Below are 26,337 nucleotides of genomic sequence, written 5' to 3' on the forward strand. Positions count from 1 at the left end.
GAATGACGACCACCCAGGACCCGTGGGAGACGCTGCGCACCAGCGCCCTGCTCGGCACCGACCGCCGCCCGCTCCCGGCCACCGCCCTGCCGCTCGCCGACGCCGTGGACCTGTCGGACCCGGCCACCGCCCTGCTGGAACTGGCCGCGCTCGCCACCGTCCGCCGCCGGGCCGGCGCCCTGCCCGTACCGGCCGCCGGACCACCCGGGCCGCCCGCGCCCGAGGACCCCCGCCCGGAGCTGCCCGACCCGGCCGCCCGCCGGCTGGCCGTCCTGCTGGCCGCCCGCACCGGCAGCGGCGGCGGCACCCTGGCCAACCTGACCGAGCTGCTGCCGCAGTGGCTGGCGACGGCCCGCGCCCGCGGCCTGCGGCCGCCCGCCGCGCTGATACCCGGCCTGCTCGACGCCGCCCGCGCACGCAGCGAACTGCGCTCCGACGCCGTCGCGTTGGCCGGTCCGCCGGGCCGCTGGCTGGCCGAGCAGAACCCCGACTGGCGGTTCGTGCTGCGCACCACCACCGAGGAGCCGGCGCGGCGCCAGGACGGCCCCGCCGACCACCGGCTGTGGCACGAGGGCCTGTTCGCCGAACGCGTCACCCACCTCACGCTGCTGCGCCGCACCGACCCGGCCGCCGGCCTGGAGCTGCTGCGGAGCACCTGGTCCACCGAGCGCGCCGAGGACCGCCTGCTCTTCCTGGACGCCCTCCAGGACGGCCTCTCCCCCGCCGACGAACCGTTCCTGGAGGCCGCCCTCGGCGACCGCAGCAAGAACGTCCGCGCCACCGCCGCCGAACTGCTCTCCACCCTGCCCGGCTCCGCCCTGGCCCACCGGATGGCCGAACGGGCACGGGCCGCGGTCCGCCTCGCCGAGTCGGGGACGCACCTGCTGGTCACCCCGCCCGCCGAGTGCGACGCGCAGATGCAGCGCGACGGCATCGCGCCCAAGTCCCCCACCGGGCGCGGCGAACGGGCCTGGTGGTTCGGCGAGGTGGTGGCCGCCGCGCCGCTCGCGCTCTGGCCGCTGAGCACCGGGCTGACACCCGGGCAGCTGCTCGCCCTGCGGGTCGGCGACAGCATCGACGAGACCAGCAGCAGCTGGGCCGACGACCTCCGGGAGGCCTGGGCCCGCGCCGCCGTCCGCCAGCACGACGCCGACTGGGCCCGGGCCCTGCTCGGCCCGGCACCGGCGCCGCCCGCCCGGGGCTCCGGCCGGGCCCGCACCCCGCGCGCCACCGGTGCCCCGGCCAAGCTGCTGGCCGTCCTCCCGCCCGAGGAGCGGGCCGCCTGGACGGCCGCGTTCATCGAGGTGCACGGGCTGGGCGAGGCCTTCCAACTGCTCGGCGCCTGCGCCACCCCGTGGACGCCGCCGCTGTCCACCGCCGTGGTGGGCGCCCTGGCCCGGGCCGCCGCCTCCGGCGCGTACCCGTGGAGCCACAGCGGGGTGCTCGGGATGACGGAGCGCGCGCTCGCGCCCGGGACGGCCGCCGCGGTGGAGGAGCTGGCCGCCTCGGCCGCCCCGGACTCCGCGTGGGCCGAGACCTTCGCCCGGCTGGCCGGCACGCTGCGCTTCCGGGCCGCGATGCTCGCGGAGCTGGCGGGCTGACCCCGGGGCCGGGCCCGCCCGCCCCCGGGGACGGCGGAGCGGGCCGGCCCCGAAGGCCGGCCCGCTCCGCCGGGAGTCCGTTTCCGAAGGTCAGCTCGCCCGCAGGTTGGCCTCGACCCAGGCGACCACGTCCCGGGTGGGCGTGCCCGGCGTGAAGATGTCCGCGACGCCCATCGCCTTCAGCTCGGCGATGTCGTCGTCCGGGATGATCCCCCCGCAGAAGACCTTGATGTCCGCCGCGTCGCGCTCCTTCAGCAGTTCGATCACCCGCGCGCACAGCGTCATGTGGGCACCGGAGAGGATCGACAGCCCGATGCCGTCCGCGTCCTCCTGGATCGCGGTGTCGACGACCTGCTCGGGCGTCTGGTGCAGCCCGGTGTAGATGACCTCCATACCGGCGTCGCGCAGGGCGCGCGCAATGACCTTGGCGCCACGGTCGTGACCGTCGAGCCCCGGCTTGGCGACCACCACACGGATCGGCCCCGACACACTCATGACTGCCTCCTGGACCTCGTCGTCCACCACCCGACCGGACCTCGTGGGCCACCGGCGCGGTTAACGGTCAATAACCAACCTGAGGGGAGGTTAGCGCCACCCGGCCCGGTTGACCGCCCCCCCTCCCAAGAGGAGGGCAAAGTCACAGCTCCGGGCCTTGCTACCGGCGGGTTCACCCCTCTTTCCACCGGTCTCCCCCACAGACCCCCGGCCGACCCCTTGACAACCGGAGGTTTTTCCGGGGCGTCGGCCTTGCGGCTACAGTCACGGCTGTTTGCCCTCGCCCGACGACGTGCCCGAGGCCCACCGAGGAGGCAGCCCCCGATGGCTCCCGAAGCAGCCGCCCGCCCGACCCGTGCGGAGCTGCGCCTCGCCGCCCGCGAGCAGTCCCGCGCCCAGCGCCGGGGCGCGGCCAACGCCGCCACCCGTACGGCTCTGCTGCGGGTCGCCCTGCCCTCGGTGGCCGCGCTCGGGGTCGCGGCCGCGGCGGCGATCACGGTGCAGGGGGAAGCCGACCAGCAGCGCGCCCAGGCCGCCGGCCGGGTGCCGCAGCAGGCCGCGGCGGACGACACCCCGTCCGGCACCACCGCCAGGGCGGCGGCCGAACGGGTCACCGCCGCCGGCGGCCAGGCCAAGGCCTCGCGCGGCGACGCCCGGCAGCCGATGGCGGGCGCCCAGCCCGTCGGAAGCCCGACCGCCGACGCCCCGGCCCCCGACGCCACGGCCGCGCAGCCCGGTGCCGAGCCCACCGCCACCGCCGAGCCGGCCAAGCCCAAGGTGGGCATGCCGGTCGCGCAGCACGGCCTCGGCGAGCTCTTCGGCGAGGCCGGCAGCCACTGGGCCAACCGCCACACCGGCATCGACTTCCCGGTGGACGGCGGCTCCCAGGTGATGGCCGTCGCCGACGGCACGATCCGCACCCAGTGGAACCCGTTCTACGGCTACATGTCGATGCTCAAGATGTCCGACGGCACCGAGGTCTGGTACTGCCACCTGCGGGGGTACAAGATCCGCAAGGGGCCGGTGAAGCAGGGCGACGTCATCGCCTTCGTCGGCAGCAGCGGCAACAGCACCGGGCCGCACCTGCACTTCGAGGTGCGGCCGGCCGGCAGCGGGCCGATCGACCCACTGCCGTGGTTCCTGGCCAACGGCCTGGACCCCCGCTAGGGCGTACCGGGCACGCCCCCGAGCCCAGGCCCCGGGCCCGGAACGCCCTGGCGGCCCGGGCCCCTAGAGCTTCTCCACCGGCGCGTAGCGCAGCAGCAGCTGCTTGCGCCCGTCCGTGCCGAAGTCGACGGTGGCCTGCGCCCGGTCCCCGACGCCCGTCACCGCCACCACCGTGCCCAGCCCGAAGCTGTCGTGGGTGACCCGGTCGCCGACCGCCAGCGAGACGGCGTCGCGCTCCACGACCTGGCCGCCGCGCCGCGCGGACTGCCCCCAGCCCGCCTTCGGCGAGGCCGCCGAAGACGACGATGAACGCGAACTCCCGCCCCCGGACGAGGACTTGCCCCAGGACGAGCCCGAGGAGAAGCCGCGCTGGACCGGCGCCTGCGCCGCCCCCGTGCGCTTCCAGTCCACCAGCGTCTCCGGGATCTCCTCCAGGAACCGCGAGGCCGGGTTGTAGGCCGGCTGCCCCCAGGCGCTGCGCAGCACCGAACGGGTCAGGTACAGCCGCTCGCGCGCCCGGGTGAGCCCGACGTACGCGAGGCGGCGTTCCTCCTCCAGCTCCTTGACCTGGTTGAGCGCCCGCATGTGCGGGAAGATCCCGTCCTCCATGCCGGTCAGGAAGACGACCGGGAACTCCAGGCCCTTGGCGGTGTGCAGGGTCATCATCGTGATGACGCCCCGCTCCTCCTCGTCCCCGTCCGGGCTTCCTCCCTCTGTCCCGTACTGCTTCGCGTCCGGGATCTGGTCCGAGTCGGCGACCAGCGCGACCCGCTCCAGGAAGTCCGCCAGCGAGCCCACCGGCGGGGTGCCCTCCTCCCCGGCGTCCGGCCGCTCGCCCGGGTCCTGCTCGTACTCCAGGGCGACGGAGGCCAGCTCCTGGAGGTTCTCCACCCGGGTCTCGTCCTGCGGGTCGGTGGAGGACTGGAGCTCGGCGAGGTAGCCGGTCTCCTCCAGGACGGCCTCCAGCACCGCCGCCGGGCCCGCCCCCGACTCGACCACCTGGCGCAGCCCGGCCATCAGGGTGTTGAACTTCTTCACCGCGTTGGCCGAGCGCGCGGCCATCCCGTACGCCTCGTCGACCCGCACCAGCGCCTGGGCGAAGGAGATCCGCTCCCGCGCGGCGAGCGCGTCGACCATGGCCTCGGCCCGCTCGCCGATGCCGCGCTTGGGCACGTTGAGGATCCGGCGCAGCGGCACGGTGTCCTCCGGGTTGGAGAGCACCCGCAGGTAGGCCAGGACGTCCCGGACCTCCTTGCGCTCGTAGAAGCGCACCCCGCCGACCACCTTGTACGGCAGGCCGACCCGGATGAACACCTCCTCGAAGACGCGGGACTGGGCGTTCGTCCGGTAGAAGATCGCGACGTCGCCGGGCCTGGCCTCGCCCTTGTCGGTGAGCCGGTCGATCTCGTCGGCGATGAACTGGGCCTCGCCGTGCTCGTCGTCCGCGACGTAGCCGACGACCTTCTCGCCGTTGTCCCCGGCCGTCCAGAGCTTCTTCTCGCGGCGGTTGGCGTTGCGCTCGATGACGGCGTTGGCGGCGCTCAGGATGGTCTGCGTGGAGCGGTAGTTCTGCTCCAGCAGGATCGTGGTCGCGTTCGGGTAGTCCTCCTCGAACTGGAGGATGTTGCGGATGGTCGCGCCGCGGAAGGCGTAGATCGACTGGTCCGCGTCGCCGACGACGCACAGCTCGGCCGGCGGCACCTCGGCGAGGTGCGCGACGGCCGGGTTCACGAAGTCCCCGTCCGCGGTGCGCTTGGGCGCGGCCGCGACGGACCCCCCGCTCAGCTCGCGGACGAGCATGTACTGGGCGTGGTTGGTGTCCTGGTACTCGTCGACCAGGATGTGGCGGAACCGGCGCCGGTAGTGCTCGGCGACGTCGGGGAACGCCTGGAGCAGGTTCACCGTCGTCATGATGATGTCGTCGAAGTCCAGCGCGTTGGCCTCGCGCAGGCGCCGCTGGTACAGCCGGTACGCCTCGGCGAGCTTCTTCTCCATCGGGTTGGCGGCCTGGTCGGCGTAGGCCTCCTCGTCGATCAGCTCGTTCTTGAGGTTGCTGACCTTCGCCGTGAAGGACTTCGGCGGGAACTGCTTCGGGTCCAGGTCGAGGTCGCGGCAGACCAGCGACATCAGCCGCTGGGAGTCCGAGGAGTCGTAGATCGAGAAGCTGGACGTGAAGCCCAGCTGCTTGGACTCCCGGCGCAGGATCCGCACGCAGGCGCTGTGGAAGGTGGACACCCACATCGCCCGGGCGCGCGGGCCGACCAGCGCCTCGACGCGCTCGCGCATCTCGCCTGCGGCCTTGTTGGTGAAGGTGATCGCCAGGATCTCCCCCGGCTGCACCCCGCGGGCGCCCAGCAGGTGGGCGATCCGGTGGGTCAGCACCCGGGTCTTGCCGGAGCCGGCGCCCGCCACGATCAGCAGCGGCGACCCCGCGTGCAGCACCGCCTCGCGCTGCGGGTCGTTCATCCCCTCCAGCAGCTGCGCCGGGTCGATCACCGGACGCGCGGCGCCGTTGCGGTAGAAGGAGTCCCGCTCCGCCTGGGCGGCGTGGTCGGTCTGGAACAGCCCGTCCGGGATCGCCTCCTCGTACGCGTCGTACGGCACGTCGTCCTCGTACGGCGGGGGCTCCTCGTCAACGGCGTCGACGGGCGCGGCGGGCTGCTTCGACCCGGCGGCGGGTGCCTCGAAACCGGGGAGCGGAAGGTCGTCAAAGAGGCTACTCATGGCACTCCGAGTCTATGGCCACCCACCGACAAGCCCGCCCGGCCGACCCAGACCGACCGAACGGGCTCGCCGCGACGATCGCGGCGGGGGCTCAGACCAGGCGGCGGGCGGTGGCCCAGCGGGTGAGCTCGTGCCGGTTGCTCAGCTGGAGCTTGCGCAGGACGGCGGAGACGTGGCTCTCGACGGTCTTCACCGAGATGAAGAGCTGCTTGGCGATCTCCTTGTAGGCGTAGCCGCGGGCGATCAGGCGCAGGACCTCGCGCTCGCGCTGGGTGAGGCGGTCCAGGTCCTCGTCGACCGGCGGGGTGTCGGTGGCGGCGAAGGCGTCCAGGACGAAGCCGGCCAGGCGGGGCGAGAACACCGCGTCGCCGTCGGCGATCCGGAAGACCGCGTTGACCAGGTCGGTGCCGGTGATGGTCTTGGTGACGTAGCCGCGCGCGCCGCCGCGGATGACGCCGATGACGTCCTCGGCGGCGTCCGACACCGACAGCGCCAGGAACTTCACCCCTCCCTGCTCGCCCATCAGGCCGACCGAGCGGCGCAGCACCTCGACGCCGCCGCCGCCGGGCAGGTGGACGTCGAGCAGGACCACGTCGGGCCTGGTCTCGGCGACCACGCGGACCGCCGAGTCCACGTCGTCGGCCTCGCCGACCACGTCGATGCCGGTCACGTCGGTGCGGCCGATCTCGGCCCGGACCCCGGTCCGGAACATCCGGTGGTCGTCCACGAGGACGACCCGCGCCGTGCTCCCCCGGCCTCCGGTCGGCGGGACCCCCATCGGAGCTGCTTCAGTCATTCGTTCTCTCCATCTCCAGCTCGACCTCGGTGCCGCCGCCCGCAGCCGGCCGCACCCGAGCGGTGCCGCCGTTGCGCTTCATCCGGCCGATGATCGACTCCCGTACGCCCATCCGGTCCTCGGGCACCGTGTCGGGGTCGAAGCCGGGGCCGTGGTCGCGAACGAACACCGACACCGTCCTCCCCTCGACCTCGGCGTAGACCTGGACCGGTCCCCCGCCACCGTACTTGGCCGCGTTGACGGTCGCCTCCCTCGCGGCCTGCATCTGTGCCGCGATCCTCTCGTCCATCGGGCAGTCGCCGACGATCACCAGCTCCACCGGGACGCCGTGCCGGTCCTCGACCTCGGCGACGACCCCGCGCAGGGTCTCCGCCATGGTGTCCGGCGCGGCCTCGGCGGCGGCCTCCGGGCGGTACAGCCACAGCCGCAGTTCGCGCTCCTGGGAGCGGGCCAGGCGCAGCACTTCCTTGGGGTCCTCGGCCCTGCGCTGGATCAGGGTCAGGGTGTGCAGCACCGAGTCGTGGATGTGCGCGGCGATCTCGGCCCGCTCCTGGGCCCGGATGCGGGCGGTGCGTTCGGCGCCGAGGTCCTGCCACAGCCGCAGGCCGTACGGGCCGAGCAGCACCAGCACCCCGGCGAGCACCGCGAGCGAGGCCTCGACCACCGAGCTGAACGTGGAGTCGCTGCCCTGCATGGCGAGCAGCGCGATGGTGCCGGCCACCGCGAGCAGCACGCCGGCGCCGACCCGGGTGTAGGCGCCGCGCCGCTTCTCGCCCTCCTCGATGCCGAACCAGCGCTGCCAGCGGGAGTCGTCGGCCTGCCGCCAGACCAGCGCGACGCCGACGCCGATCGCCAGCAGCGGCCAGGTGTACGGCTTGGCGGTCTGCCAGCCGAGCACGTTGAGCAGGGCGATCAGGCCGATCACGACCATGACCAGGGCGGCGAGCTGGCCGAGGCCGCCCTGCCCGTTCTTGGCGGCGGGCGCTGCGGCCTCGCCGTCTGCGGGGGCGTTCACCGGCTCGCCCTGGAGGGTGTGCTGGAGCAGTTGGCGCAGCCGGCCGAGCCACCCGGCGGCGGTCGGGCTCTTGCTCAGCAGGCCGCCCTGCAGTCCGGGCGCGGACGGGACGAACACGCCGTTGAGGTACATCCACTGGGCGCCGCCGCGCGCCGAGGGCTCGCCGATGCCGATCGGCACCACGAACCAGAACGCGGCGTACAGCAGCGCGCCGATCCCCTGCGCGAAGAAGAGCACGACGAAGGCGAGCCGCACCCAGCGCACCGGCAGCCCGAGGTGCAGCGCCAGTCCGTGGGCGACGCCGCCGAGCATGCGGCCCTGCGGGCTGCGGTAGAGCCGGCGGTAGGGCGGTTTCCCGCCGTCGGGCGCGTGCGGGTCGGCGCCGGCCGACGCCGCGGCGTCGGGGGCGGTGCTTCGGGGATCGGTACCGGGGGCTGCCACGCCACCGATGGTTCCACGCGCCCGCCCGCGCACGCATCAGGGTGTGTCCCTAGCCCGTATCAGGGACAAGTCAGGGTACGGGCAGGGGTGCTCCCGGTTGGGCGGGACCGGCACCTGCCGGAAGGATGGTGTCCATGACCGAGGACCACCGCATCGAGGAGGCCGGGCCCGCCGCCCCGGCGGAACCGGAACGCCCGCCACTGACCCGGGCCGAGCACCACCGCGTGGTGGCCGGCGTCTGCGGCGGACTCGGCCGGCACCTGGACATCGACCCGGTGGTCTTCCGGGTGGTCACCGTGGTGCTCTGCCTCTCCGGCGGCCTCGGGCTGTTCCTGTACGGCCTGGCCTGGCTGATCGTCCCGACCGACGACGCCGCCAAGGGCCGCGGCGGGCGCACCGAGCTCCAGCGGGTGCTCACCGGCCGGGTGGACGGCCAGTCCATCGGCGCGGTGCTGCTGACCGTGATCGGCACCGGGGTGTTCTTCTCCTCGATGGGCGACGGCGACCAGCTGTTCCCGCTGCTGCTGCTCGCCGGCCTGGTCTTCCTGGCGGTGCGCTACGACCCGGAGCGCCGCCGCGGCCGGGGGCAGGGGCGAAAGTCCGGCGGACCGTACGACCGGCACTTCGCCGGGTCCCCGAACGATGCCGAGGGCTACGTCTGGCCGGAGCAGGGCGACGCGGCCCGCGCCCGGCACGCCGCCGCCCAGGCGGCCGGCACGGTCCCCGCCGACAGTCCGGCCCCCGGGCCGAGCGGCTACCTGTGGGACCCGCGCCACCCCGAGCGCAACCCGTACGGCGCCACCCCGACGACCGGCACGCCCACCCCGCCGTTCGGCACCCCGACTCCGCCGTTCGGCACCCCGGTGCCGCCGGTCGGCGGCCCGGCCCAGCCCTGGTGGCAGCGGACCGACCTGCCCGAGGGCGACCCGCTGCGCAAGGAGCGCCCGAAGTGCCGCCCCGAGCCCGCCGTCACGCGGCACCCCCGGGAGCGCTCGGCGCTCGGCTTCTTCGGCTTCCTGCTGGCGATCGGCGCGGCCGCCGCGGTCTGGGCGGCCTCGGCCGGCCACCACGACCCCACCGTGCTGGGCGCGACGGTGCTGGCCACCGCGCTGCTGGTGATCGGTCTGACGCTGCTGGTCGGCGCGAAGTTCGGCCGGGCCCGCAGGCTGGCGGCGACCGGTCTGCTGCTCACCCTGGCGCTGGCCTTCGTCGGCCACTCGCCGGACTCGATGCAGAACGCCGTCGGGAAGCGCGACTGGACGGTCACCGCCCCGTCCGAGCTCCAGGACCGCTACAACCTCGGCGCCGGGGAGATCCGGCTGAACCTGGCCGGGCTCGACCCGGCCGGCGGCACCCTCTCCACCAAGGCCGACCTCGGCGTCGGCGACCTGACCGTCACCGTGCCGAAGGACGTGACCGTGAACCTGGTCGCCCGGGTCGGCCTCGGCAACATCGACGTCCCCGGCGACCGCAGCGACAGCACCGGCCGGCACACCTATCTGATCGGCCCGGCCGCCGGCCAGGCCTCCAAGGGCACCCTCAACCTCGAACTCGGCATCGGGCTCGGCAACATCAAGGTGGTCCAGCAGTGAGGAAGCACCGGCTCGACCTGTTCTCGCTGATCGCGGGCGCGCTGTTCACCGTGATCGCCGTGCTGTACCTGGTGGCGGCGCTCAACGACCAGTCGGTGAACGGGCGGATCGTCATCCCGGTCACGTTCATCGTGCTGGGCGTCGGCGGCCTGGCCGGCGCGGTCGCGGCGGTGGCCCGGCGCGGCCGCGCCGACCGCGAGGACTGACCCGGCCGGGCCCGAGCCCCGGACAGCGGGAGCCCCGGAGCCCCTGCCGTCCGGGGCTCAGGCCTGCTGCGGGCCCAGGGTCAGCTTGTCGCCGTCCTTGGTGACGGTGTACTTGGGCAGCGGCTTGACCGCCGGCCCGTTGACCACCGCGCCGCTGGCGGCGTCGAAGCGGGAGCCGTGGCAGGGGCAGTACAGCCGGCCGTTCTTCGGGGCGTCCACCGCGCAGCCGGAGTGGGTGCACACCGAGGACAGGCCGCAGTACTGGCCGGCCGCGGGCTGCACGATGTAGACCGCGTCCCCGGTGGCCGGGTCCTTGACCTGGGCCGAGCCGCCGACCGGGACGCTCGCGGCGGACACCGTGGGCGCCGCCGCCGGGACGTCGGAGACCGGCGCCGCGGACTGCTTGGGCGCGGACCGCCCGTCCCGGCCGAAGGTGCGGGTCAGCGAGCCGGCGAGCAGCCCGGCGCCGCCGATCGCGACGGCCGCGATCCCGCCGTCCACCAGCGCCCGGCGCCTGACGTGGTCCTCGGCGAGCCCGCGCGCGCGGTCCCGCCCGGCCCGGCGGGCGAGGTAGCCGTCCACCGACAGGTACGGGGTGCCGGCCAGCACCAGCGGGATCCAGGCCATCAGGTACGCGAGGTCGTTGCCGAGGTAGTACGGCGAGACGCTCCAGCTCACGGTCAGCCAGAGGCTGAGGTTGAGCAGCGCGCCGCCGAGCGCGGCGAACCGGCCCCAGAGGCCGAGCAGGGTGCCGAGTCCGACCGCCAGCTCGCCGAAGGCGATGGCGAGCGCGAACAGGGTCGGGTGGCCGAGGGCGGGCCCGAGCAGGAAGGAGATCGGGCTGCCGCCGGCCTTGGCCGCCTGGGTCTGCGAGACGAAGGAGGCCGCGTCGCCCGCCCCGGCGAGGTAGTGCGCGTCCGACAGCTTGTCGAGGGCGGCGTAGACGAAGGTGGCGCCGAGGAAGAGCCGCAGCGGGAGCAGCGCGTACGTGGACGCGAGTGCCCGTCGTTGCGCCGCGCGCTCGGCCCGGCCGGCCGCTCCCCCGCCGGCCGCCACGGAGTTGCTGGCCTCCGACATCCCTCACACCTTCCTTCTCGGCCTGCCACGCCCTGACAGGTCCGGTCCGCATTCTGCCCGCTCCTGCCCGCTTTCGGTGGGAGGTCCCGACCAGCGGGCGGGCCCGCACCGCGAACGGCCGCGCCGCCGCTCCCTTCAGTACGGGAACGACGGCGCGGCCGTTCAGGATCCGGCCTCAGCGGCCGGCGGGAGTGCCTACTCCCACTCGATGGTGCCCGGCGGCTTGCTGGTGATGTCGACGACGACGCGGTTCACGTCGCGGACCTCGTTGGTGATCCGGGTGGAGATCCGGGCCAGCACGTCGTACGGCAGGCGCGACCAGTCGGCGGTCATGGCGTCCTCGGACGAGACCGGGCGCAGCACGATCGGGTGGCCGTAGGTGCGGCCGTCGCCCTGCACGCCCACGCTGCGCACGTCGGCGAGCAGCACGACCGGGCACTGCCAGATCTCGCGGTCCAGACCGGCCGCGGTCAGCTCCTCGCGGGCGATCGCGTCGGCGTCGCGGAGCAGGTCCAGGCGCTCCTGGGTGACCTCGCCGACGATCCGGATGCCCAGGCCCGGGCCCGGGAACGGCTGGCGCTGGACGATCTCCTCCGGCAGGCCCAGCTCCTGGCCGACCATCCGGACCTCGTCCTTGAACAGCTTGCGCAGCGGTTCGACCAGCTGGAACTGGAGGTCCTCGGGCAGGCCGCCAACGTTGTGGTGGGACTTGATGTTGGCGGTACCGGTACCGCCGCCCGACTCCACCACGTCCGGGTACAGGGTGCCCTGGACCAGGAAGTCGACCGACTCGCCGTGCGCGCCGGCCTCGGCGACGATCTCGGCCTGGGCCTGCTCGAAGACCCGGATGAACTCGCGGCCGATGATCTTCCGCTTCTCCTCGGGGTCGGTGACCCCCTTGAGCGCGTTCAGGAAGCGCTCGGAGGCGTCGACGACCTTCAGCTGCACGCCGGTGGCGGCGACGAAGTCCTTCTCGACCTGCTCGGTCTCACCCTTGCGCATCAGGCCGTGGTCGACGTAGACGCAGGTCAGACGGTCGCCGATGGCCTTGTTGACCAGGGCGGCCGCGACCGCGGAGTCCACGCCGCCGGACAGGCCGCAGATCGCGCGCTTCTCGCCGACCTGCTCGCGGATCAGGGCGATCTGCTCCTCGACCACACTGCCGGTGGTCCAGGTCGGGGCGATGCCGGCGCCGCGGTAGAGGAAGTGCTCCAGGATCTGCTGGCCGTGGTCGGAGTGCAGCACCTCGGGGTGGTACTGGACGCCGTACAGCCGGGCCTCGTCGTTCTCGAAGGCGGCGACCGGGACCACGTCGGTGGAGGCGGTGACGGTGAAGCCCTCCGGCGCGGCGGAGCAGGCGTCGCCGTGCGACATCCACACCGAGTGCTGCGCGGGGACACCCTCGAACAGGGTGGAGCCGGGGCGGGAGACGGCCAGCGGGGTGCGGCCGTACTCGCGGGCACCGGTGTTGTCGACGGTGCCGCCGAGCGTCACGGCCATCAGCTGGAAGCCGTAGCACATGCCGAAGACCGGGACACCGGCCTCGAAGATCGCACGGTCGAGCTGCGGCGCGCCCTCTTCGTAGACCGAGGACGGGCCACCGGAGAGGATGATCGCCTTGGGGTTCTTGGCGAGCATCTCGGCGACCGGCATGCTGCTCGGCACGATCTCGCTGTAGACCCGCGCCTCACGCACCCGACGGGCGATGAGCTGGGCGTACTGGGCGCCGAAGTCGACCACCAGGACGGTGTCGTTGTCCGGCGCGGACTGGACGGGAATTGCTGAGGACACAGACGGCCTTCCGGCAGCGGTATCGAGGTGTCGCGCGGAACCGCCTCCCCGGCAGGGGCTGCGGCGGCGGACGGTGTGGGGTGTCTGGACACCGATTCTACCGGGCTGTCCGGTTTCACTCGTCTGCCCGTCCGAAGGACCGTGACCGGACGGGGCCGCGGTTCGTTGCTTCCTACGACCGCCCGGCCGCACCGCGTCCGCCAGACGCGCCGACCGACCCCCGCGGGGGCACCGCCGTGCGGCAGCAGGACCACGCGTGGAGCTTCACCCCAGTCCACCGGCGCACGTGGCGCCGCCGCCCGGCCCGCCGGGAGCGCGGCTCCGTGGGACCGTGCGCGGGTGCCGCGGCCGGCCAGCAGGGGACAGCGACCCCGGCCGCGACTGGGCCGCGAGGTGGGACGGCCGGAGTCCGGGGACGCCCGGGACCGGCCGTCGCACCCCCGGCCCGATCCGGAGTACGCCCGGCGCACTTCCCGCCCGTCCCGCGCCGCTACGCGCGTCCCCGTGCGCCACAGCCGCACAGGCCGCTACACACCGTGATCATCGATCGCCGGTCCTGCGGTAAATGGACCGAGTCGAACTGTGCCGAACCGGTTGCAGAGCAAGCCCCTCGTCCAGCACGATGCTCGTTGTAAGCGGTTCTCCCGGCGACCTGACGGCTCGCCGAGGGGGCCCGCCGACGACCGCGCGCAGTCGCCGCACAGGGAGGCGACAGCGATTTTCACTTCACGCTCCGTGAGCAAGGGACCGGCGCAGACCTGCGCACCGCCCGCCGCTCCGCGAGCGTACGCGCCCCGTACCCCCGGCCACCCCCGCCGGAGCCGCGGGGGCGCGACCGAAGCCGACCGACACGACGGCGCTCCTCCCCCGGCGCCGTCACCCCAGCACCGGCGCGGCCCTGACGCCGAGTGCTGAACGACAAAGGGCCCCGTTCCCCCGCGGGGCCCTTTGCCCGTTCCCGGAGCCTCTCCTCCCGGCCGCACCGTGGCCGGGAGGGCTCGGGGGCGGGAGCGGGAGGGCAGGCTCAGGGGTGCTCGCGCCAGACGCTCGGGTCGACCGGCTCCTCGTCCCGGGGCCGCGGGACCTCGGCGGGAGGCGCCTCGACCGCGGGCGCCGGACTCCCGGCGGGCGCGGCCGGCACCCCGTCCGAGCCGAGCACCTCGCCCACCCCGGCCCCGGCGGCGGGCGGCGCGTCCTGCGGCGCGGGACCGTACCCCGGAACGCCCGGCACCGGGGTGCCGTGCGGCGGCGTCGGCCCGTACGGCACCTGCGGCGGGACCGGCGCGTACGGCGCACCGCCGTGCGGCGCCTCGGCGTACCCGGCCACGGCGTACCCGGCCCCGGTGCCCCCGCCGCGGACGGAGGCCAGCAGCGGCGGCAGCAGCAGCGCGCCGACCGCCGCCCAGGCCGCGTTGGCCGCCAGGACGCTCAGGAAGACCAGCCCGATCGAGTTCTCCCGGGACACCGCCAGGTCGGAGGTGCCGCTCCAGCCCGCCGTGGACGAGGTCCGGGTCATCATCGCCCCGGCCAGCGCCATCAGCGCGGACAGCGCCACCGCGTACACCGCCGCCAGCCGCAGCCGGTCGGCCGCGTCCAGCTGCCGCCGGTACGCCGTCCAGCCGAGCGTGCCCGCCGCGAAGAGCGCCAGCAGCCCGGCCCAGCGCCAGTCGGCGCTCACCCCGTCGTGCAGGTCGAAGAAGGAGAGGTCGAAGTCCGGGCTGGGGTCGCTCCAGACCCCCGCCGCACCGGACGCGTCGCTGTGGACCCGGAAGGTCGCCCCCGAGCCGAAGCCGAGCAGGGTGAGACCGAGGTTGGGCAGGACGGCCAGCGACAGCCCGATCTGCCCGCCGTCCGTACTGTCCGCCGCGACCAGCACGAAGGCCGCCGCCGCGGACAGCGCCACCGACACCGCCATCACCCGGCCCGCGGTCAGGGCGGCCACCGCCCAGCCGCGCACCGACCGGTTGCGCCAGGCGGCCCAGCGCAACGCGTCGGTGCCGTAGACGGCGAAGGCGAGCAGTCCGGCGAGCAGCACGGTCCAGCCGGCCGCCTCCGGCCAGCCGGCGCCCGCGGTGACCACCGACCGGCCCAGGTCCCGCCCGGTGCCGCCGGTGTAGTCGGGCAGGTCGTAGGCGTCCTGCGGCTGCCAGGTCGTCCCGCCGACCGCCCAGAGCACCGTGGTCACCCCCGCGAGGACCACGGCGGTGCGCAGCGCCTCGCCGGCCGCCTGGCCGCGGGTCAGCTGGCCCTGCGCCGCCTTGCGCCGGTGCAGCCCGGCCCGCAGGCCGAACCAGAGCGCCAGGCACCACAGGAGGGTGACGGTCATCGGCGCCATCCGCAGGACGAGGTCCATCCGCTCGGCGTGGCCCCGGATCAGCGGGGTCTGGGAGCCGAGCTCGAACGGCGCGCCGAGCGCGTTCAGCGCCAACGACAGGGTCGCGCCGAAGCGGTCGCCGAAGCCGGGCGACCGGAACCGGTAGTCGTACTGGTAGTCGCTCGGGACGGCCGCGACCAGCGCCGCCAGCAGCAGCACCGCGGTCGGCGCGACGGCGGCCTTGAACGCCGGGCGCCAGTCGGGCCCGGTCAGCAGGCGGTGGACGGGCGGCGACTGGACGTACGGCGTCCCGGCGCCCCAACTGCCCGCCGCGGGCGGGGCGGGCGGCGGCGGCGCGTACCCCGGCGGGTGCCCGGGCGCGACTGGCGGTGCGGCCGGCGGCGCGACGGGCGGTGCGGCCGGTGCGGCGGGCGGCGCGGCGGGTGGCACGACGGGCGGGGGCGGCGGGGCGAACGGCCGCCCGCACGACTCGCAGACCGGCGCCCCGGCCGCCGAAGTCGCGCCGCACGATGCGCAGTTGGCCATGGACCGGTTTCCCCCCGCTCGACAAGCCCCTGGGCGCCCCCAGGGAGCCCGTTTATCCCATCGGACCCGAACGGATGTCAACCGGGGACTACGGCAAGCGGGTTGGCCCTCCGAGCCGGGCCCGGACGCACCCCGGACGCACCCCCGAAACGGGCTCCCGACCGGGCCCGCCCCCGGGTCAGTCGCGCTTCTTCGGGACCTCCGGGACGGGCAGCAGCGGCAGCCGCAGCGCGCCGAAGGCGTCCGCCGGAACGGCCGGCCGCACCGGCGCCACCGGGGTGACCCGCCGGTACGCCTCGGTCTGGTCCGGGCGCGGGTCCGCCTCGCCCTTGTTCGGCCACATCGACAGGGCCCGCTCGGCCTGCGCGGTGATGGTGAGCGAGGGGTTGACGCCGAGGTTGGCGGAGACCGCCGCGCCGTCCACCACGCTGATCCCGGGGTGCCCGTACAGCCGGTGGTACGGGTCGACCACGCCGGTCTCGGCGGTGTCGCCGATCGGGCAGCCGCCGAGGAAGTGCGCGGTCATCGGGATGTCGAAGATCTCGCCGACGGTGCTGCCCGCGAAGCCGTTGATCTCGTCGGCCAGTGCCTGGGCGCCCTTTTCGGCGGCCGGGATCCAGGAGGGGTTGGGGGCGCCGTGGCCCTGGCTGGAGGTGAGCCGGTCCTTGCCGAGCGGGCCCTTCTTCAGCGAGACGGTGATCGAGTTGTCCAGCGACTGCATCACCAGGCCGATGATCGTCTTCTCGGACCAGCCGCGCTGGTTCATCGAGCGGGCGAAGGTCACCGGGTGGCGCACCGAGTTGCCCAGGTAGCGCAGCCAGCGCGGGGTCCGGCCGCCACCCCTGACCTGGGCGATCGACAGCGCGCCCATCGCGTTGGAGCCCTTGCCGTAGCGGACCGGCTCGATGTGGGTGTTGGCGTCCGGGTGGATCGAGGAGGTGATCGCGACGCCCTTGGTGAAGTCCGCCCGCGCGCCGTAGCGCCGGTCGGTGGTCTGCGCGCCGACCAGGGCCTCGGAGTTGGTGCGGGTCAGCTCGCCGAGCCGGGCGGAGATCCGGGGCAGGTGCCCGGCCGCGCGCATCCGGTGCAGCAGCGACTGGGTGCCGTAGGTGCCGGCCGCGACGACGACCCGGGCGGCGGTGACGGTCCGCGCGCCCGCCTTCACCCGGTCGGTCTTCGAGCGCGCGTCGGTGCGCCGCACGTCCACCGCGTAGCCCTGCCGCCCGTCGGCACCGGTGTACTCGCGGATCCGGGCCACCGTGGTGAGCGGGTGGATCTCCGCGCCGCCCCGCTCCGCCAGGTGGAGGTAGTTCTCGGTCAGCATGTTCTTGGCGCCGTGCCGGCAGCCGGTCATGCACTCGCCGCACTCCACGCAGGCCTTGCGGGCCGGGCCGGCGCCGCCGAAGTACGGGTCGGCGACCTCGTCACCGGGTGCCGCCTTCGCGCTCCCTCCCCCGGGCTGCGTCCCGGAGGCGCCCACGGCGTCCTGGCCGTCGCCGAAGAAGACCCCGACCGGCGCCATGTGGAAGGTGTCCGCGACACCCATCCGCTCGGCGGCCGCCTTGAGGTGCACGTCGGAGGGGGTCACGGTCGGGTTGAGCCGGACCCCGAGCATCCGCTGCGCCTGGTCGTAGAACGGCGCCAGCTCCTCCTGCCAGTCGGTGATGTGCTGCCACTGGCGGTCCTCGAAGAACGCCTTCGGCGGCACGTACAGGGTGTTGGCGTAGTTCAGCGAGCCGCCGCCGACCCCGGCACCGGCCAGGATCAGCACATTGGCCAGCAGGTGGATCCGCTGGATGCCGTACAGCCCGAGCTGCGGCGCCCACAGGTAGTTCGGCAGGTCCCAGGAGTTCCGGGGCAGCTCGTCCCGGTCGAAGCGCCGCCCGGCCTCCAGGACGGCGACCCGGTAGCCCTTCTCGGTCAGCCGCAGCGCCGCGACCGAACCGCCGAAGCCGGACCCGACCACGACCACGTCGTAGTCGAACTCCGCCGCGCCGCCGGACTCCGCACCACCGGACCCCGCCGCACCGGACTCCACCATTGCCACCGCTCCTTCGCCGGGATGAACATGCCTGTGCGCACCGCGAACCGGGCCCCGGACGACGCCGGGGCCCGCGTGCCGTCGCGGCCTACCTGAAGCGCAGCGCCTTGAGCGCGCGCAGACCGCCGGTCATCACGGCGGCGAACTGCTTGTCGTCCAGGCCGAACGAGGGCGCGATCGGCATCAGCCGCTGGGTCGCGATGGTCTGCGCCTCGGTGAAGCGCAGGATGCCCTCGGCGCCGTGCCGGCGGCCCAGACCGGACTCGCCCATGCCGCCCATCGGCGAGGCGACCGAGCCGTACGCGGCCGCGTACGCCTCGTTGACGTTGACCGTCCCGGTGCGCAGCCGGGCCGCGACCGACCGGCCGCGCCGCAGGTCCCTGGTCCAGACGCTGGAGTTCAGGCCGTACGGGGTGGAGTTGGCGGCGGCCACCGCCTCCTCCTCGGTGTCGAAGCGGTAGACCGAGACGACCGGGCCGAAGGTCTCCTCGGCGCAGACCGCCATGTCCGGGGTGACGCCGTCGAGGACGGTCGGCTCGAAGAAGAACGGGCCGAGGTCCGGCCGGGCACGGCCGCCGGCCACCACGGTGGCCCCCGCCTTGACGGCCTCCTCCACGTGCCGGGTGGTGGTCTCCAACTGCCGGACGGAGACCAGCGAGCCCATGTCCGCGCCGTAGGCGAGGCCGCCGCCGAGGCGCAGCGCCCGGGTGCGGGCGGCGAAGCGCTCCAGGAACGCGTCGGCCACCGAGTGGTGCACCAGCAGCCGCTCGATCGAGATGCACAGCTGCCCGGCGGAGGAGAAGCAGGCCCGGACGGCGCCCGCGGCGGCGGCGTCGAGGTCGGCGTCGGCGAGCACCAGCATGGCGTTCTTGCCGCCGAGTTCGAGCGAGGCGCCGACCAGTCGGGCGGCGGCGCGCTGGGCGACCTCGCGGCCGGTGCGGGTGGAGCCGGTGAACGAGACGTAGTCGGCGTGCTCCACCACGGCGGGGCCGATCACCGGGCCGTCGCCGATCACGACCTGCCACAGGTCGGCCGGCAGCCCGGCCTCGACCAGCAGTTCACGGGCCCACAGCGCGGTCAGCGCGGTCTGGGTGTCGGGCTTGTTGACCACCGCGTTGCCGGCCACGAAGGCGGGCAGGGCGTCGCCGATCGACAGTTCCAGCGGGTAGTTCCAGGGCGAGATGTGGCCGATGACGCCCTTGGGGCGGCGGGCCTCGACCGCGTGGGTGAGCACCGGCAGCGCTCCGCCGCGCCGCTTGTCCTTGAGGTACGCGTGCGCGGTCCGCCCGTAGTGCCGGGCGGCCATGGCGACGGCCAGCACCTCCTCGAAGGCGTGCAGCCGGGCCTTGCCGGTCTCCGCCTGGATCAGGTCCAGCACCTCGTCCTGCCGCTTGAGCAGCAGGTCGTGGAAGCGCAGCAGGACGCCCGCGCGGCGGCGCACCGGCAGCGCGGCCCAGGCCGACTGGGCACGGCGGGCCAGCTGGAAGGCGACCTCGACGTCGGCCGGGGTGGACTGCGGCAGGCTGGCCAGCCGCTCGCCGGTCAGCGGGGCGACGGTCTCCACCAGGTCGGGCTCGCCGGTGGCGGTGACGCCGGCGGCCAGCCGGGTGACCAGGGCCGCCGGGACGGCCGCCGCGACGGTCCGGCCGCCGCCGGGGGCTGCCGGGTTGCCGGCGCCGGGGTGTTCGGTGGCCACTGCATCTGCTGTGAGGTCCGACATACGGCGCAGCCTAGGCCTTCGGCGGCCGGTCCGGTACCCGTCGGTAACAAGAATCTGCCGCAGTCGGGCGAAAGCGGGCGTCCCGACCCGGCCCGGCCCGCCCGCCTGCGTGCCTGCCCGCCTGCCTGCCCGCCTGCCGTCAGCGGGTCGGCGTGAAGTAGTGGAGCACGGCGTTGAAGCGCTGCTCGGCCTCGTTCCACTCGTTGCCCTTCTCCGGGCTGGACGAGTAGATCGCGTAGCTGGTGCCGTCGTCGTCGATGAACTCGGCCTCGATCGCCCGGCGCCGGCCGCCGCCCTGGGCGGCGTAGCTGAATTCCCAGACGGCCGCCTCGTGGCCGTTGACCGCGACGCTCGTCATCTTGTGCTGCTTGTACTCCTTCAGCGACTTGGAGACGGAGCCCTCCATCTGCCGCATGTGCTCCAGCGGCTTGACCGACTGGCCGACGGTGACCGCGAACTGGAGGTAGTGCACCTTGCCGTCGGGGCTGTAGTAGATCTGGTTGTCCGACGTGCTGCTGCGCTGCCAGGCCGGGGTGCCGGAGGGCAGCGGGAAGCGGAAGCCGGCCGGGTCGTCGACCCAGTGGTAGCCGCCGGGCGCCGCCGCCGCCGAGGGGCTGGCGTCGCCGGTGTGCTCCGGTCCGGTCGGCTCGGCCGGGGCCGTCGTGGCCGGCAGGTCGGAGCCGCCGCCCGTCACCCGCTGGGTGACGAGGAAGGTCGCCCCGGCCGCCAGCAGGCCGACCACCACCGCGATGACGGCGATCTTCACCGTGCTGCGGCGCTTGGCCGGTCCGCGCGCGGGCGCGACGGAGTGCGCGACCGGCGTGATCGGCCCGGTGTGCGCCTGTCCGGTATGCGCCGCGCCCCCGGAGGTGTCCTGGACGGCGGGGACTGCGGCCCCGCCGGGGCCGGCCGGAACGGCGGCGTTCCCGACCACGGCGTTCCCGACGGCGGCCTTGGGCTCGGTCGGCCCCTCGGAGCCTTCCACCGGGGCCTCCCCGGCCCCCGCGGCTCCCCCGGCTCCCCCGGCCTCGACGGACTCGACGCCCTCCGCCGGCCGCTCGCTGCGGTCCACCACCGGCACCGACTGGGTCGGCGCCCGCATCGGGGCGACCGACTTGAAGCCCATGGTGTGCCCGGCCTGCACCTCGGCCAGCATCCGGGCCGCCTCGTCCGCAGTCGGCCGGTCGGCCGGGTCCTTGGCCATCAGGGCGGCCAGCACCGGCCCCAGCGACCCGGCCCGGCGCGACTCCGGCAGCGGCTCGTCGACCACGGCGGCCAGTGTGGTGATCGGCGAGTCCCGGCGGAACGGCGACTGGCCCTCGACCGCCGCGTACAGCGTCGCCCCGAGGCCCCACAGGTCGGAGGCCGGCCCGGGCCGCTCGCCCTGGGCGCGCTCCGGCGCCAGGTAGTCCGGCGAGCCGACCAGGTCGCCCGGCCGGGTCAGCTCGGTCGAGCCCTCGTACTTCGCGATCCCGAAGTCCAGCAGCACCACCCGCCCGGTGCCGCGCTCCAGCAGCACGTTGGCCGGCTTCACGTCCCGGTGCAGTACGCCCAGCTGGTGGCCTCGGTGCAGCGCGGCGAGCACCTGGCTGCCGACCTCGGCGGCGGCCCGCGGCTGCAGGGTGCCGTCCTGGCTGATCACGTCGGCCAGCGAGCGGCCGTCGACCAGTTCCATCACGATCCACGGCCGGCCGTCCTGCTCCAGCACGTCGTGCACGGTGATCACGCCCGGGTGCTTGATCCGCGCGGCCGCGCTGGCCTCGCGCTTCATCCGGGTGTGCAGGATCTGGAGGTCTTCCTCGGGCAGGTGGTTGACGGTCAGTTCCTTGACCGCGACCTCGCGGTCGAGCATCCGGTCCCAGGCCCGCCAGACGGTGCCCATGCCGCCGCGGCCGAGCCGCTCGCCGAGCTCGTACCGCCCGGCCAGCAACCGCTCCGCCTCGGCCTCATCCGGCCGGTCCTGCACACCCATCTGCGACCGCTCCCCCACACGTTCCGCCTGCCGTCACCGCGACGGAGGGCCTGGTGCAGACCACTGTTCGAACAAATCCCACGCACACATTAGGCGTACCTTGCCGCACCGGGTAATCACGCCCGCCCCACGGACCGCCGGCCCCGGATCCACCCGGGCCGTCAGCCTGCGAACATCACCACGGCGACCACTCCCAGCACCAGCAGGACGAAGACTCCCCCGACCAGCAGCGGGCCCAAGAGGGCCGGGGGTATCCGAGGCGGCTTCGCCCCGCCGGACCCGGCCGCCCGACCGCTCCCCGCACCCCCGGTCCGGCCGCCCCGCCCGCCGCCCCGGCGCGGCCGGACCGGCACCAGCGGCGCCTCCGGCTTCAGCGTCACCGCCCGCGCCGCCCGCTCCTCGTCGACCGGCTCCGGCGCGCCCGCCAGCAGCGCCGCCAGCTCCTGCCCCACCGCCTCGGCCGTCGGCCGCAGCACCGGGTCGGGCTGCAGCAGCCGCTCGACCAGCGGTGCCAGCGGACCGCAGACCACCGCGGGCTCGCGCCGCCCGTCCCGCACGGCCGTCACCAGTTCGGGCACGCTGCCGTCCGGGTACGGCGAGCGGCCGGTGACCAGGCGGTGCACCAGCACGCCGAGCGCCCAGCAGTCGCCCGCCGGGCCGCCGTCCAGCGGCCAGCGCTCCGCCACCGGGCCGACCAGGGTGGCCCGTACGTCGTACCGGCGCCGCCCGCCCGGCCCGCCGAGCTCCTCGGCCAGCGCCTCCTCCGCGACCCCGGCGAGCAGCCCGCCGAGCATCGTCGCGCCGTCCTCGCAGACCAGCACCGACGCGGCGGTCAGGTTGCCGTGGCTGAGCCCGGCCCCGTGCAGCGCCCGCAGCCCGCCGGCCAGGTCCGCCGCCAACTCGGCAGCCCGGTAGGGCGGCACCGGGCCGGAGAGGAGCAATTCGTCCGCCGTCGTGCCGGCCGGGAGCTCCTCCACCGTCCACAGCAGTTCGCCGTCGACGAAGGCCCCGACCCCGCGCAGCAGCCTCGGGTGCGCGGCCGGCGCGGTCGAGCCGACCGCCGCCACCCGCCGCACCAGCCGGTCGGCCTGAGCGGGCGCCACGTCCTCCGGGTCCTGGCCCGCGGTCAGCAGGGCGGGCAGTTCCAGGGCGCGCAGCAGGACCGATTCTCCGGTCCGCTCGTCCACCGCGTGGGCGCGCAGGTGTCCGAGACGGTCCGTCAGCCGGTACCGCCCCGCCAACAACTGCCCGGAGCCTCCTCGCATGCCAGTTCCTCTCGCTCACCGAGCAGCCTACTGAGCGGCTCCTTTACGCTCGGCCCCATGGACTGGACCGATCTGATCGACACCGCCTTCAGGGTGGCGGGAAACAACAACCAAGCCAACCGGGCGGAGGCCGTCCGCACGGTCGAGGCGGCCGTCATCGACGGCGAGGAACCGGTGGCCTCCACCGCCGGCCGCCATCCCGACCACTTCCGCAAGGGGGTGCTCGTGCTGACCACCCATCGGCTGCTCTTCCTGAAGGACGGGAAGCCACCGGTACCGGTTCCGCTCACCGCCGTCACCGACGCCACCGTGAACCGCACCAAGCTCAACGGCGATGTGCTGACGATCGTCGCACTGACCGGCTCGCACCGCTTCGAGGACGTGGCCAAGGCCGACGTCTTCGCCGAGCAGGTGCGGGAGTCGGCCCGGCTCGCCCGGACCGCCCCGCCGGCCGCGCCCGCACCGGCCGGCCCGGCCCCCGCCGGGCCCGGCACCGGCACCGGGCTCGACGCCGGAGAGCAACTCATCGGCCAGTTGGAGCGGTTGGCCGCCCTGTACGCCTCCGGAGCGCTCACCGAGGACGAGTTCACCCGCGCCAAGCAGCGCCTGATCGGCTGAACCCGCCCCGGCTGCCCGGCTAGGGCGCGGGCTGGAAACTGTTGAAGACGACGTCCCGGACCGGGGCCTGCGCGGCCCACTCCGCGTCCGGGACGATCCAGTAGATCGAGTAGCCGTACTTGGCCGGGGTCCCGGTCACGAAGCCGCGGTTGAGCGAGTGGGTCTTGGGCGTGCCGTTGGTCCACTCCCAGTCCGCCGCGTTGGTCCACTGCCGGTAGGTGATCGCCGACAGGTTCAGCCGCTGGTAGTTGGTCACCTGGCCGCGCACGTTGGGCTCGGACTGCTGCCAGTCGGCGACCGCGCTGTCGCCCGGTGAGGTCGTCCACTCGATCCGCAGCTGGCTGCCGGCGGCGTTCTTGAAGATCCGCCGGTTGGCGTCCGACCCGGCGGGCTGAAGCCAGTCCGGCAGGACGACGCCGAAGCCGCTCGGGTCCTTGTACTCGTGGTACCCGGCCGGCACCGCGGCACCCGGCGCGGGCTGCGCCGGGGGCTGTGCCGGAGGCTGCACGGGCGGGACGACGGGCGTGGAGGCCGGCGCGGAAGCGGGGGCGGAGGCCGGGGCGCCGGCGTCGGTGCCCGCCGTCCCGGCGGCCGTGGGCGCGGGCTCCGCCGGGGGCTCCGTCGCGGGCGGCGCGCTCGGGCTCGGCACGGTGTCCGTGGCCACCGCCACCGGCGGCGAGGTGGCACCCGCGCCGTTCGTGGCACCGCCGTCCGAGCCGCCGTCCCCGCTACCGACGGCCTGGAGCACCGCGACCACGCCCGCGATCAGCAGCAGCACCAGGACCACCGTGGCGATGGCGAGCCGCCGCCGGCCGGTGCGCGGGTCGGCCCCGGCCGCCTGGGTCGCCCCCATCGTCCACTCGCTGGTGACCGGCCGGATCGGCTCCGGCACCGGCTCGGCCGACGGGGCGGCGGGCTCGGCGACAGCCCCCGCGGGCGGCTCCTCGTCCCGGGCCCGGCTGCCCACCCGGACCGTCCCCAGCAGCCCGCCCACCGACCGCTTCCGGCCCTCCTCGGGCTTCTGCGGCTCCGGCTGCGGTTCCTGGGCCGGCTCGGACGCGGCCTTCGCCCCGGCCTTCGCGCCGTCCTTCGCCTTGTCCTTCGGCCCGGCCGCCCCGGCCGCCGCGACCGGCTTCTCCACCGGCATCGCGTGCTCGGTGGTCGACTCGGCCTTCACGGTCGCCTCGGCGACCACCCGCTTGAGCATCGACCGGGTCTGCGAGGCGTCCAGCCGCGCGGCCGGGTCCTTCTCCAGCAGCCCCTCGATCACCGGCAGCAGCGCCCCGGCGTTCACCGGCGCCGTCAGGTCCTCGGTCATCACCGCGGTCAGCGTGGCCAGCGCCGAGCCCCGGTCGTACGGCGGCCGGCCCTCGACCATCGCGTACAGCGTGCCGCCCAGCGACCACAGGTCGGCCGGCGGCCCGGGCTTCTGCCCGCGGGCCCGCTCCGGGGATATGTACGAGGGCGCGCCGACCAGCATGCCGGTGGAGGTGACCGAGGCGTCGCCCTCCACGCTGGCGATGCCGAAGTCGGTCAGCACGACCCGGCCGTCCTCGCCGATCAGCACGTTGGAGGGCTTGACGTCCCGGTGCAGGATGCCCAGCGCGTGGGCGGCGGTCAGCACGCCCAGCACGTCGAGCGCGATCTCCGCGGCCCGGCCGGGCGCGAGCGGCCCGTCCTCGCGGACGACGTCGGCCAGCGAGCGGGACTCGACCAGCTCCATGACGATCCACGGCCGGTCGTCCTCCTCGACCACGTCGAAGACGGTGACCGCCGAGCTGTGCCGGATCCGGGCCGTCGCCTTGGCCTCACGCAGCGTCCGGACGATCAGCCGGTGCTTCTCCTCCTCCTCGACGCTGGCGTTCATCCGCAGTTCCTTGACCGCGACGGTGCGGCCCAGCATCTCGTCCTCGGCGCGCCAGACGGTGCCCATGCCGCCGCGCCCGAGCACGCCGTTCAGGCGGTAGCGGCCGGCCAGGAGGCGGCCGGTGGAACCCTGCGCCTGGGTCATTCGGAACGTTCCCCCATGTGCTGCCGGCAGTTCTGGTGACGGCGTGTCGGCCCGGCCTCAGGCCCGAACGCCGAAGCCTCCATCATCCCCTGTCCAGGGGGCCCGCGACCACCCGGCCCCCGTACCAAGCCGGGACGAACCGGAACGGGCGCGGCGCTCCGTGCCCGATCTGTGATCGAAAACTCGCCAAGATCTGCCCGCGCCACTGCTACCGTTCGGCAGCTCATCGTCTTTTCCGGGGGGACTCGACGCCCATGACCGCACCCGCACCGGGCACTGACGGCCCGTCGGCCCGGCCACGCGCCACCGCCCAGCACTACTCGGTGGCGCCGGTCCCGGTCTCCCCCGAAGGCTACGTCGCCCCCGGCATGCCCGGCGCCCCGGTGACCGGCTTCGAGCCCGCCGCCCCCGCCCGCCGGACGGTCCCCCGCCGCCGCACCGCCCTGGCCGTCGCCCTCTCCGTCCTCGCCATGCTGCTCGGCGGCCTGGCCTACGGCTGCGCCCCGCTGCGGGCCGCCGACAGCCTCGGCTGGCTCGCCATCGCCCCGGCCGGCCTGGTCGCCCTGCCGCTCGGCCTGCTCGGTGGCCGGAACCGGCTGCTCCCGCCGCTCGGCGCCCTGCTCGCGGCCGGTGCGCTCCTCCTCGGCCAGCTGACCGAGCAGCTCCGCCGGGTGCACGCCGACGGCCCCGGCCCGCGCGGCCTGCTGCCGGACGCCCTGACCGCCTGGCGCGCCGACCTCCGGCTCCTCGACGCCGCCTTCTACGCCATCGCCCTCATCGGCGGCTTCCTCCTCACCCGGCGCACCGCCGCCGACCGCGACTGACCCGCGCGGGCACCCCCGCCCGGGAACGCCCGAGACCGCCCGGGCCCGCCCAGGAACGCCCAGGAACGCCTGCGAACGCCCCCGGACAGCCCGAAGGCCCCCGCCGTACCCTCGGCGGGGG

18 protein-coding genes and 1 pseudogene are annotated in these 26,337 nt (G+C 74.9%); 6 read left to right on the forward strand and 13 right to left on the reverse strand.

Translation table 11 applies throughout. The annotated features are described in order from the left end of the window. Positions 1 to 2 precede the first annotated feature (2 nt). Positions 3 to 1,601, forward strand: a complete 1,599-nt coding sequence (locus ACFQ6N_RS14385; protein WP_380649211.1) for a DUF5691 domain-containing protein — start codon at positions 3 to 5, stop codon at positions 1,599 to 1,601. Between the two features lie 90 nt (positions 1,602 to 1,691). On the opposite strand, the gene ACFQ6N_RS14390 is transcribed toward ACFQ6N_RS14385, so the two are convergent. Then, complete coding sequence (locus tag ACFQ6N_RS14390; RefSeq protein WP_380649212.1) at positions 1,692 to 2,096, reverse strand: cobalamin B12-binding domain-containing protein; 405 nt, start codon at positions 2,094 to 2,096, stop codon at positions 1,692 to 1,694. Positions 2,097 to 2,420: 324 nt separating this feature from the next. On the opposite strand from ACFQ6N_RS14390, the gene ACFQ6N_RS14395 reads away from it, so the two are divergent. After that, entirely contained in the window at positions 2,421 to 3,263 is an 843-nt protein-coding gene (locus ACFQ6N_RS14395; RefSeq protein ID WP_380649213.1) for a peptidoglycan DD-metalloendopeptidase family protein, read from the forward strand. Positions 3,264 to 3,326: 63 nt separating this feature from the next. Here ACFQ6N_RS14395 and pcrA read toward each other — a convergent pair whose 3' ends face one another. The 3 genes from pcrA to ACFQ6N_RS14410 all read right to left on the reverse strand — a co-directional run bounded on the left by pcrA (position 3,327) and on the right by ACFQ6N_RS14410 (position 8,110). Further along, on the reverse strand, positions 3,327 to 5,987 hold the full coding sequence (pcrA, locus tag ACFQ6N_RS14400) for a DNA helicase PcrA (protein ID WP_380649215.1): 2,661 nt from the start codon (positions 5,985 to 5,987) through the stop codon (positions 3,327 to 3,329). 91 nt (positions 5,988 to 6,078) lie between these two features. Further along, complete coding sequence (locus ACFQ6N_RS14405; RefSeq protein WP_380649216.1) at positions 6,079 to 6,783, reverse strand: LuxR C-terminal-related transcriptional regulator; 705 nt, start codon at positions 6,781 to 6,783, stop codon at positions 6,079 to 6,081. After that, positions 6,776 to 8,110, reverse strand: coding sequence for a PspC domain-containing protein (locus tag ACFQ6N_RS14410; protein ID WP_380649325.1), 1,335 nt, complete (start codon positions 8,108 to 8,110; stop codon positions 6,776 to 6,778). The genes ACFQ6N_RS14405 and ACFQ6N_RS14410 overlap by 8 nt, the downstream gene beginning before the upstream one ends. 263 nt (positions 8,111 to 8,373) lie before the next feature. Between ACFQ6N_RS14410 and ACFQ6N_RS14415 the strand changes: the two genes are divergently transcribed. Continuing rightward, positions 8,374 to 9,831, forward strand: a complete 1,458-nt coding sequence (locus ACFQ6N_RS14415; protein ID WP_380649217.1) for a PspC domain-containing protein — start codon at positions 8,374 to 8,376, stop codon at positions 9,829 to 9,831. Then, positions 9,828 to 10,037: a hypothetical protein gene (locus ACFQ6N_RS14420; RefSeq protein ID WP_380649219.1), complete on the forward strand. Its 210-nt coding sequence runs from the start codon at positions 9,828 to 9,830 to the stop codon at positions 10,035 to 10,037. The genes ACFQ6N_RS14415 and ACFQ6N_RS14420 overlap by 4 nt, the downstream gene beginning before the upstream one ends. Before the next feature lie 57 nt (positions 10,038 to 10,094). Here ACFQ6N_RS14420 and ACFQ6N_RS14425 read toward each other — a convergent pair whose 3' ends face one another. The 8 genes and pseudogenes from ACFQ6N_RS14425 to ACFQ6N_RS14460 form a co-directional block, all read right to left on the reverse strand. Then, entirely contained in the window at positions 10,095 to 10,538 is a 444-nt protein-coding gene (locus tag ACFQ6N_RS14425) for a ubiquinol-cytochrome c reductase iron-sulfur subunit (RefSeq protein WP_380649326.1), read from the reverse strand. 48 nt (positions 10,539 to 10,586) lie between these two features. Continuing rightward, a pseudogene (locus ACFQ6N_RS14430) lies at positions 10,587 to 11,114 on the reverse strand (DoxX family membrane protein); the annotation flags it as partial. A 195-nt stretch (positions 11,115 to 11,309) separates the two neighbouring features. Beyond that, complete coding sequence (guaA, locus tag ACFQ6N_RS14435; RefSeq protein ID WP_380649220.1) at positions 11,310 to 12,905, reverse strand: glutamine-hydrolyzing GMP synthase; 1,596 nt, start codon at positions 12,903 to 12,905, stop codon at positions 11,310 to 11,312. Between the two features lie 1,024 nt (positions 12,906 to 13,929). After that, positions 13,930 to 15,765: a hypothetical protein gene (locus ACFQ6N_RS14440; protein ID WP_380649221.1), complete on the reverse strand. Its 1,836-nt coding sequence runs from the start codon at positions 15,763 to 15,765 to the stop codon at positions 13,930 to 13,932. A gap of 178 nt (positions 15,766 to 15,943) precedes the next feature. After that, complete coding sequence (locus ACFQ6N_RS14445) at positions 15,944 to 17,806, reverse strand: GMC oxidoreductase (protein ID WP_380649222.1); 1,863 nt, start codon at positions 17,804 to 17,806, stop codon at positions 15,944 to 15,946. Positions 17,807 to 17,894: 88 nt separating this feature from the next. Further along, positions 17,895 to 19,526 (reverse strand): succinic semialdehyde dehydrogenase, encoded by a 1,632-nt coding sequence (locus ACFQ6N_RS14450; RefSeq protein WP_380649224.1) that lies wholly within the window; start codon positions 19,524 to 19,526, stop codon positions 17,895 to 17,897. 139 nt (positions 19,527 to 19,665) lie between these two features. Next, positions 19,666 to 21,498 carry a serine/threonine-protein kinase gene (locus ACFQ6N_RS14455; protein ID WP_380649225.1) on the reverse strand — a complete coding sequence of 611 codons (1,833 nt, stop codon included), beginning with the start codon at positions 21,496 to 21,498 and terminating at the stop codon, positions 19,666 to 19,668. Positions 21,499 to 21,659: 161 nt separating this feature from the next. Then, a complete protein-coding gene (locus ACFQ6N_RS14460; RefSeq protein WP_380649226.1) occupies positions 21,660 to 22,763 on the reverse strand; it encodes a hypothetical protein in 1,104 nt (367 codons plus the stop codon). A 57-nt stretch (positions 22,764 to 22,820) separates the two neighbouring features. Here ACFQ6N_RS14460 and ACFQ6N_RS14465 point away from each other — a divergent pair, with 57 nt between their 5' ends. Continuing rightward, positions 22,821 to 23,381 carry an SHOCT domain-containing protein gene (locus ACFQ6N_RS14465; protein ID WP_380649227.1) on the forward strand — a complete coding sequence of 187 codons (561 nt, stop codon included), beginning with the start codon at positions 22,821 to 22,823 and terminating at the stop codon, positions 23,379 to 23,381. Between the two features lie 19 nt (positions 23,382 to 23,400). On the opposite strand, the gene ACFQ6N_RS14470 is transcribed toward ACFQ6N_RS14465, so the two are convergent. Continuing rightward, positions 23,401 to 25,392, reverse strand: coding sequence for a serine/threonine-protein kinase (locus ACFQ6N_RS14470; RefSeq protein WP_380649229.1), 1,992 nt, complete (start codon positions 25,390 to 25,392; stop codon positions 23,401 to 23,403). Positions 25,393 to 25,646: 254 nt separating this feature from the next. Between ACFQ6N_RS14470 and ACFQ6N_RS14475 the strand changes: the two genes are divergently transcribed. Continuing rightward, positions 25,647 to 26,216, forward strand: a complete 570-nt coding sequence (locus tag ACFQ6N_RS14475; protein WP_380649230.1) for a hypothetical protein — start codon at positions 25,647 to 25,649, stop codon at positions 26,214 to 26,216. The last annotated feature ends 121 nt before the right edge of the window (positions 26,217 to 26,337 follow it).

This window comes from Kitasatospora sp. NPDC056446 (genome assembly GCF_042796115.1).
Lineage (GTDB): Bacteria > Actinomycetota > Actinomycetes > Streptomycetales > Streptomycetaceae > Kitasatospora.

Coding starts and splice junctions, on each gene's coding strand:
- ACFQ6N_RS14385 (WP_380649211.1), top strand. CDS start 3: ATGACGACCACCCAGGACCCGTGGGAGACGCTGCGCACCAGCGCCCTG.
- ACFQ6N_RS14390 (WP_380649212.1), bottom strand. CDS start 2,096: ATGAGTGTGTCGGGGCCGATCCGTGTGGTGGTCGCCAAGCCGGGGCTC.
- ACFQ6N_RS14395 (WP_380649213.1), top strand. CDS start 2,421: ATGGCTCCCGAAGCAGCCGCCCGCCCGACCCGTGCGGAGCTGCGCCTC.
- pcrA (WP_380649215.1), bottom strand. CDS start 5,987: ATGAGTAGCCTCTTTGACGACCTTCCGCTCCCCGGTTTCGAGGCACCC.
- ACFQ6N_RS14405 (WP_380649216.1), bottom strand. CDS start 6,783: ATGACTGAAGCAGCTCCGATGGGGGTCCCGCCGACCGGAGGCCGGGGG.
- ACFQ6N_RS14410 (WP_380649325.1), bottom strand. CDS start 8,110: ATGCTCGGCGGCGTCGCCCACGGACTGGCGCTGCACCTCGGGCTGCCG.
- ACFQ6N_RS14415 (WP_380649217.1), top strand. CDS start 8,374: ATGACCGAGGACCACCGCATCGAGGAGGCCGGGCCCGCCGCCCCGGCG.
- ACFQ6N_RS14440 (WP_380649221.1), bottom strand. CDS start 15,765: ATGGCCAACTGCGCATCGTGCGGCGCGACTTCGGCGGCCGGGGCGCCG.
- ACFQ6N_RS14445 (WP_380649222.1), bottom strand. CDS start 17,806: ATGGTGGAGTCCGGTGCGGCGGGGTCCGGTGGTGCGGAGTCCGGCGGC.
- ACFQ6N_RS14450 (WP_380649224.1), bottom strand. CDS start 19,526: ATGTCGGACCTCACAGCAGATGCAGTGGCCACCGAACACCCCGGCGCC.
- ACFQ6N_RS14455 (WP_380649225.1), bottom strand. CDS start 21,498: ATGGGTGTGCAGGACCGGCCGGATGAGGCCGAGGCGGAGCGGTTGCTG.
- ACFQ6N_RS14460 (WP_380649226.1), bottom strand. CDS start 22,763: ATGCGAGGAGGCTCCGGGCAGTTGTTGGCGGGGCGGTACCGGCTGACG.
- ACFQ6N_RS14465 (WP_380649227.1), top strand. CDS start 22,821: ATGGACTGGACCGATCTGATCGACACCGCCTTCAGGGTGGCGGGAAAC.
- ACFQ6N_RS14470 (WP_380649229.1), bottom strand. CDS start 25,392: ATGACCCAGGCGCAGGGTTCCACCGGCCGCCTCCTGGCCGGCCGCTAC.
- ACFQ6N_RS14475 (WP_380649230.1), top strand. CDS start 25,647: ATGACCGCACCCGCACCGGGCACTGACGGCCCGTCGGCCCGGCCACGC.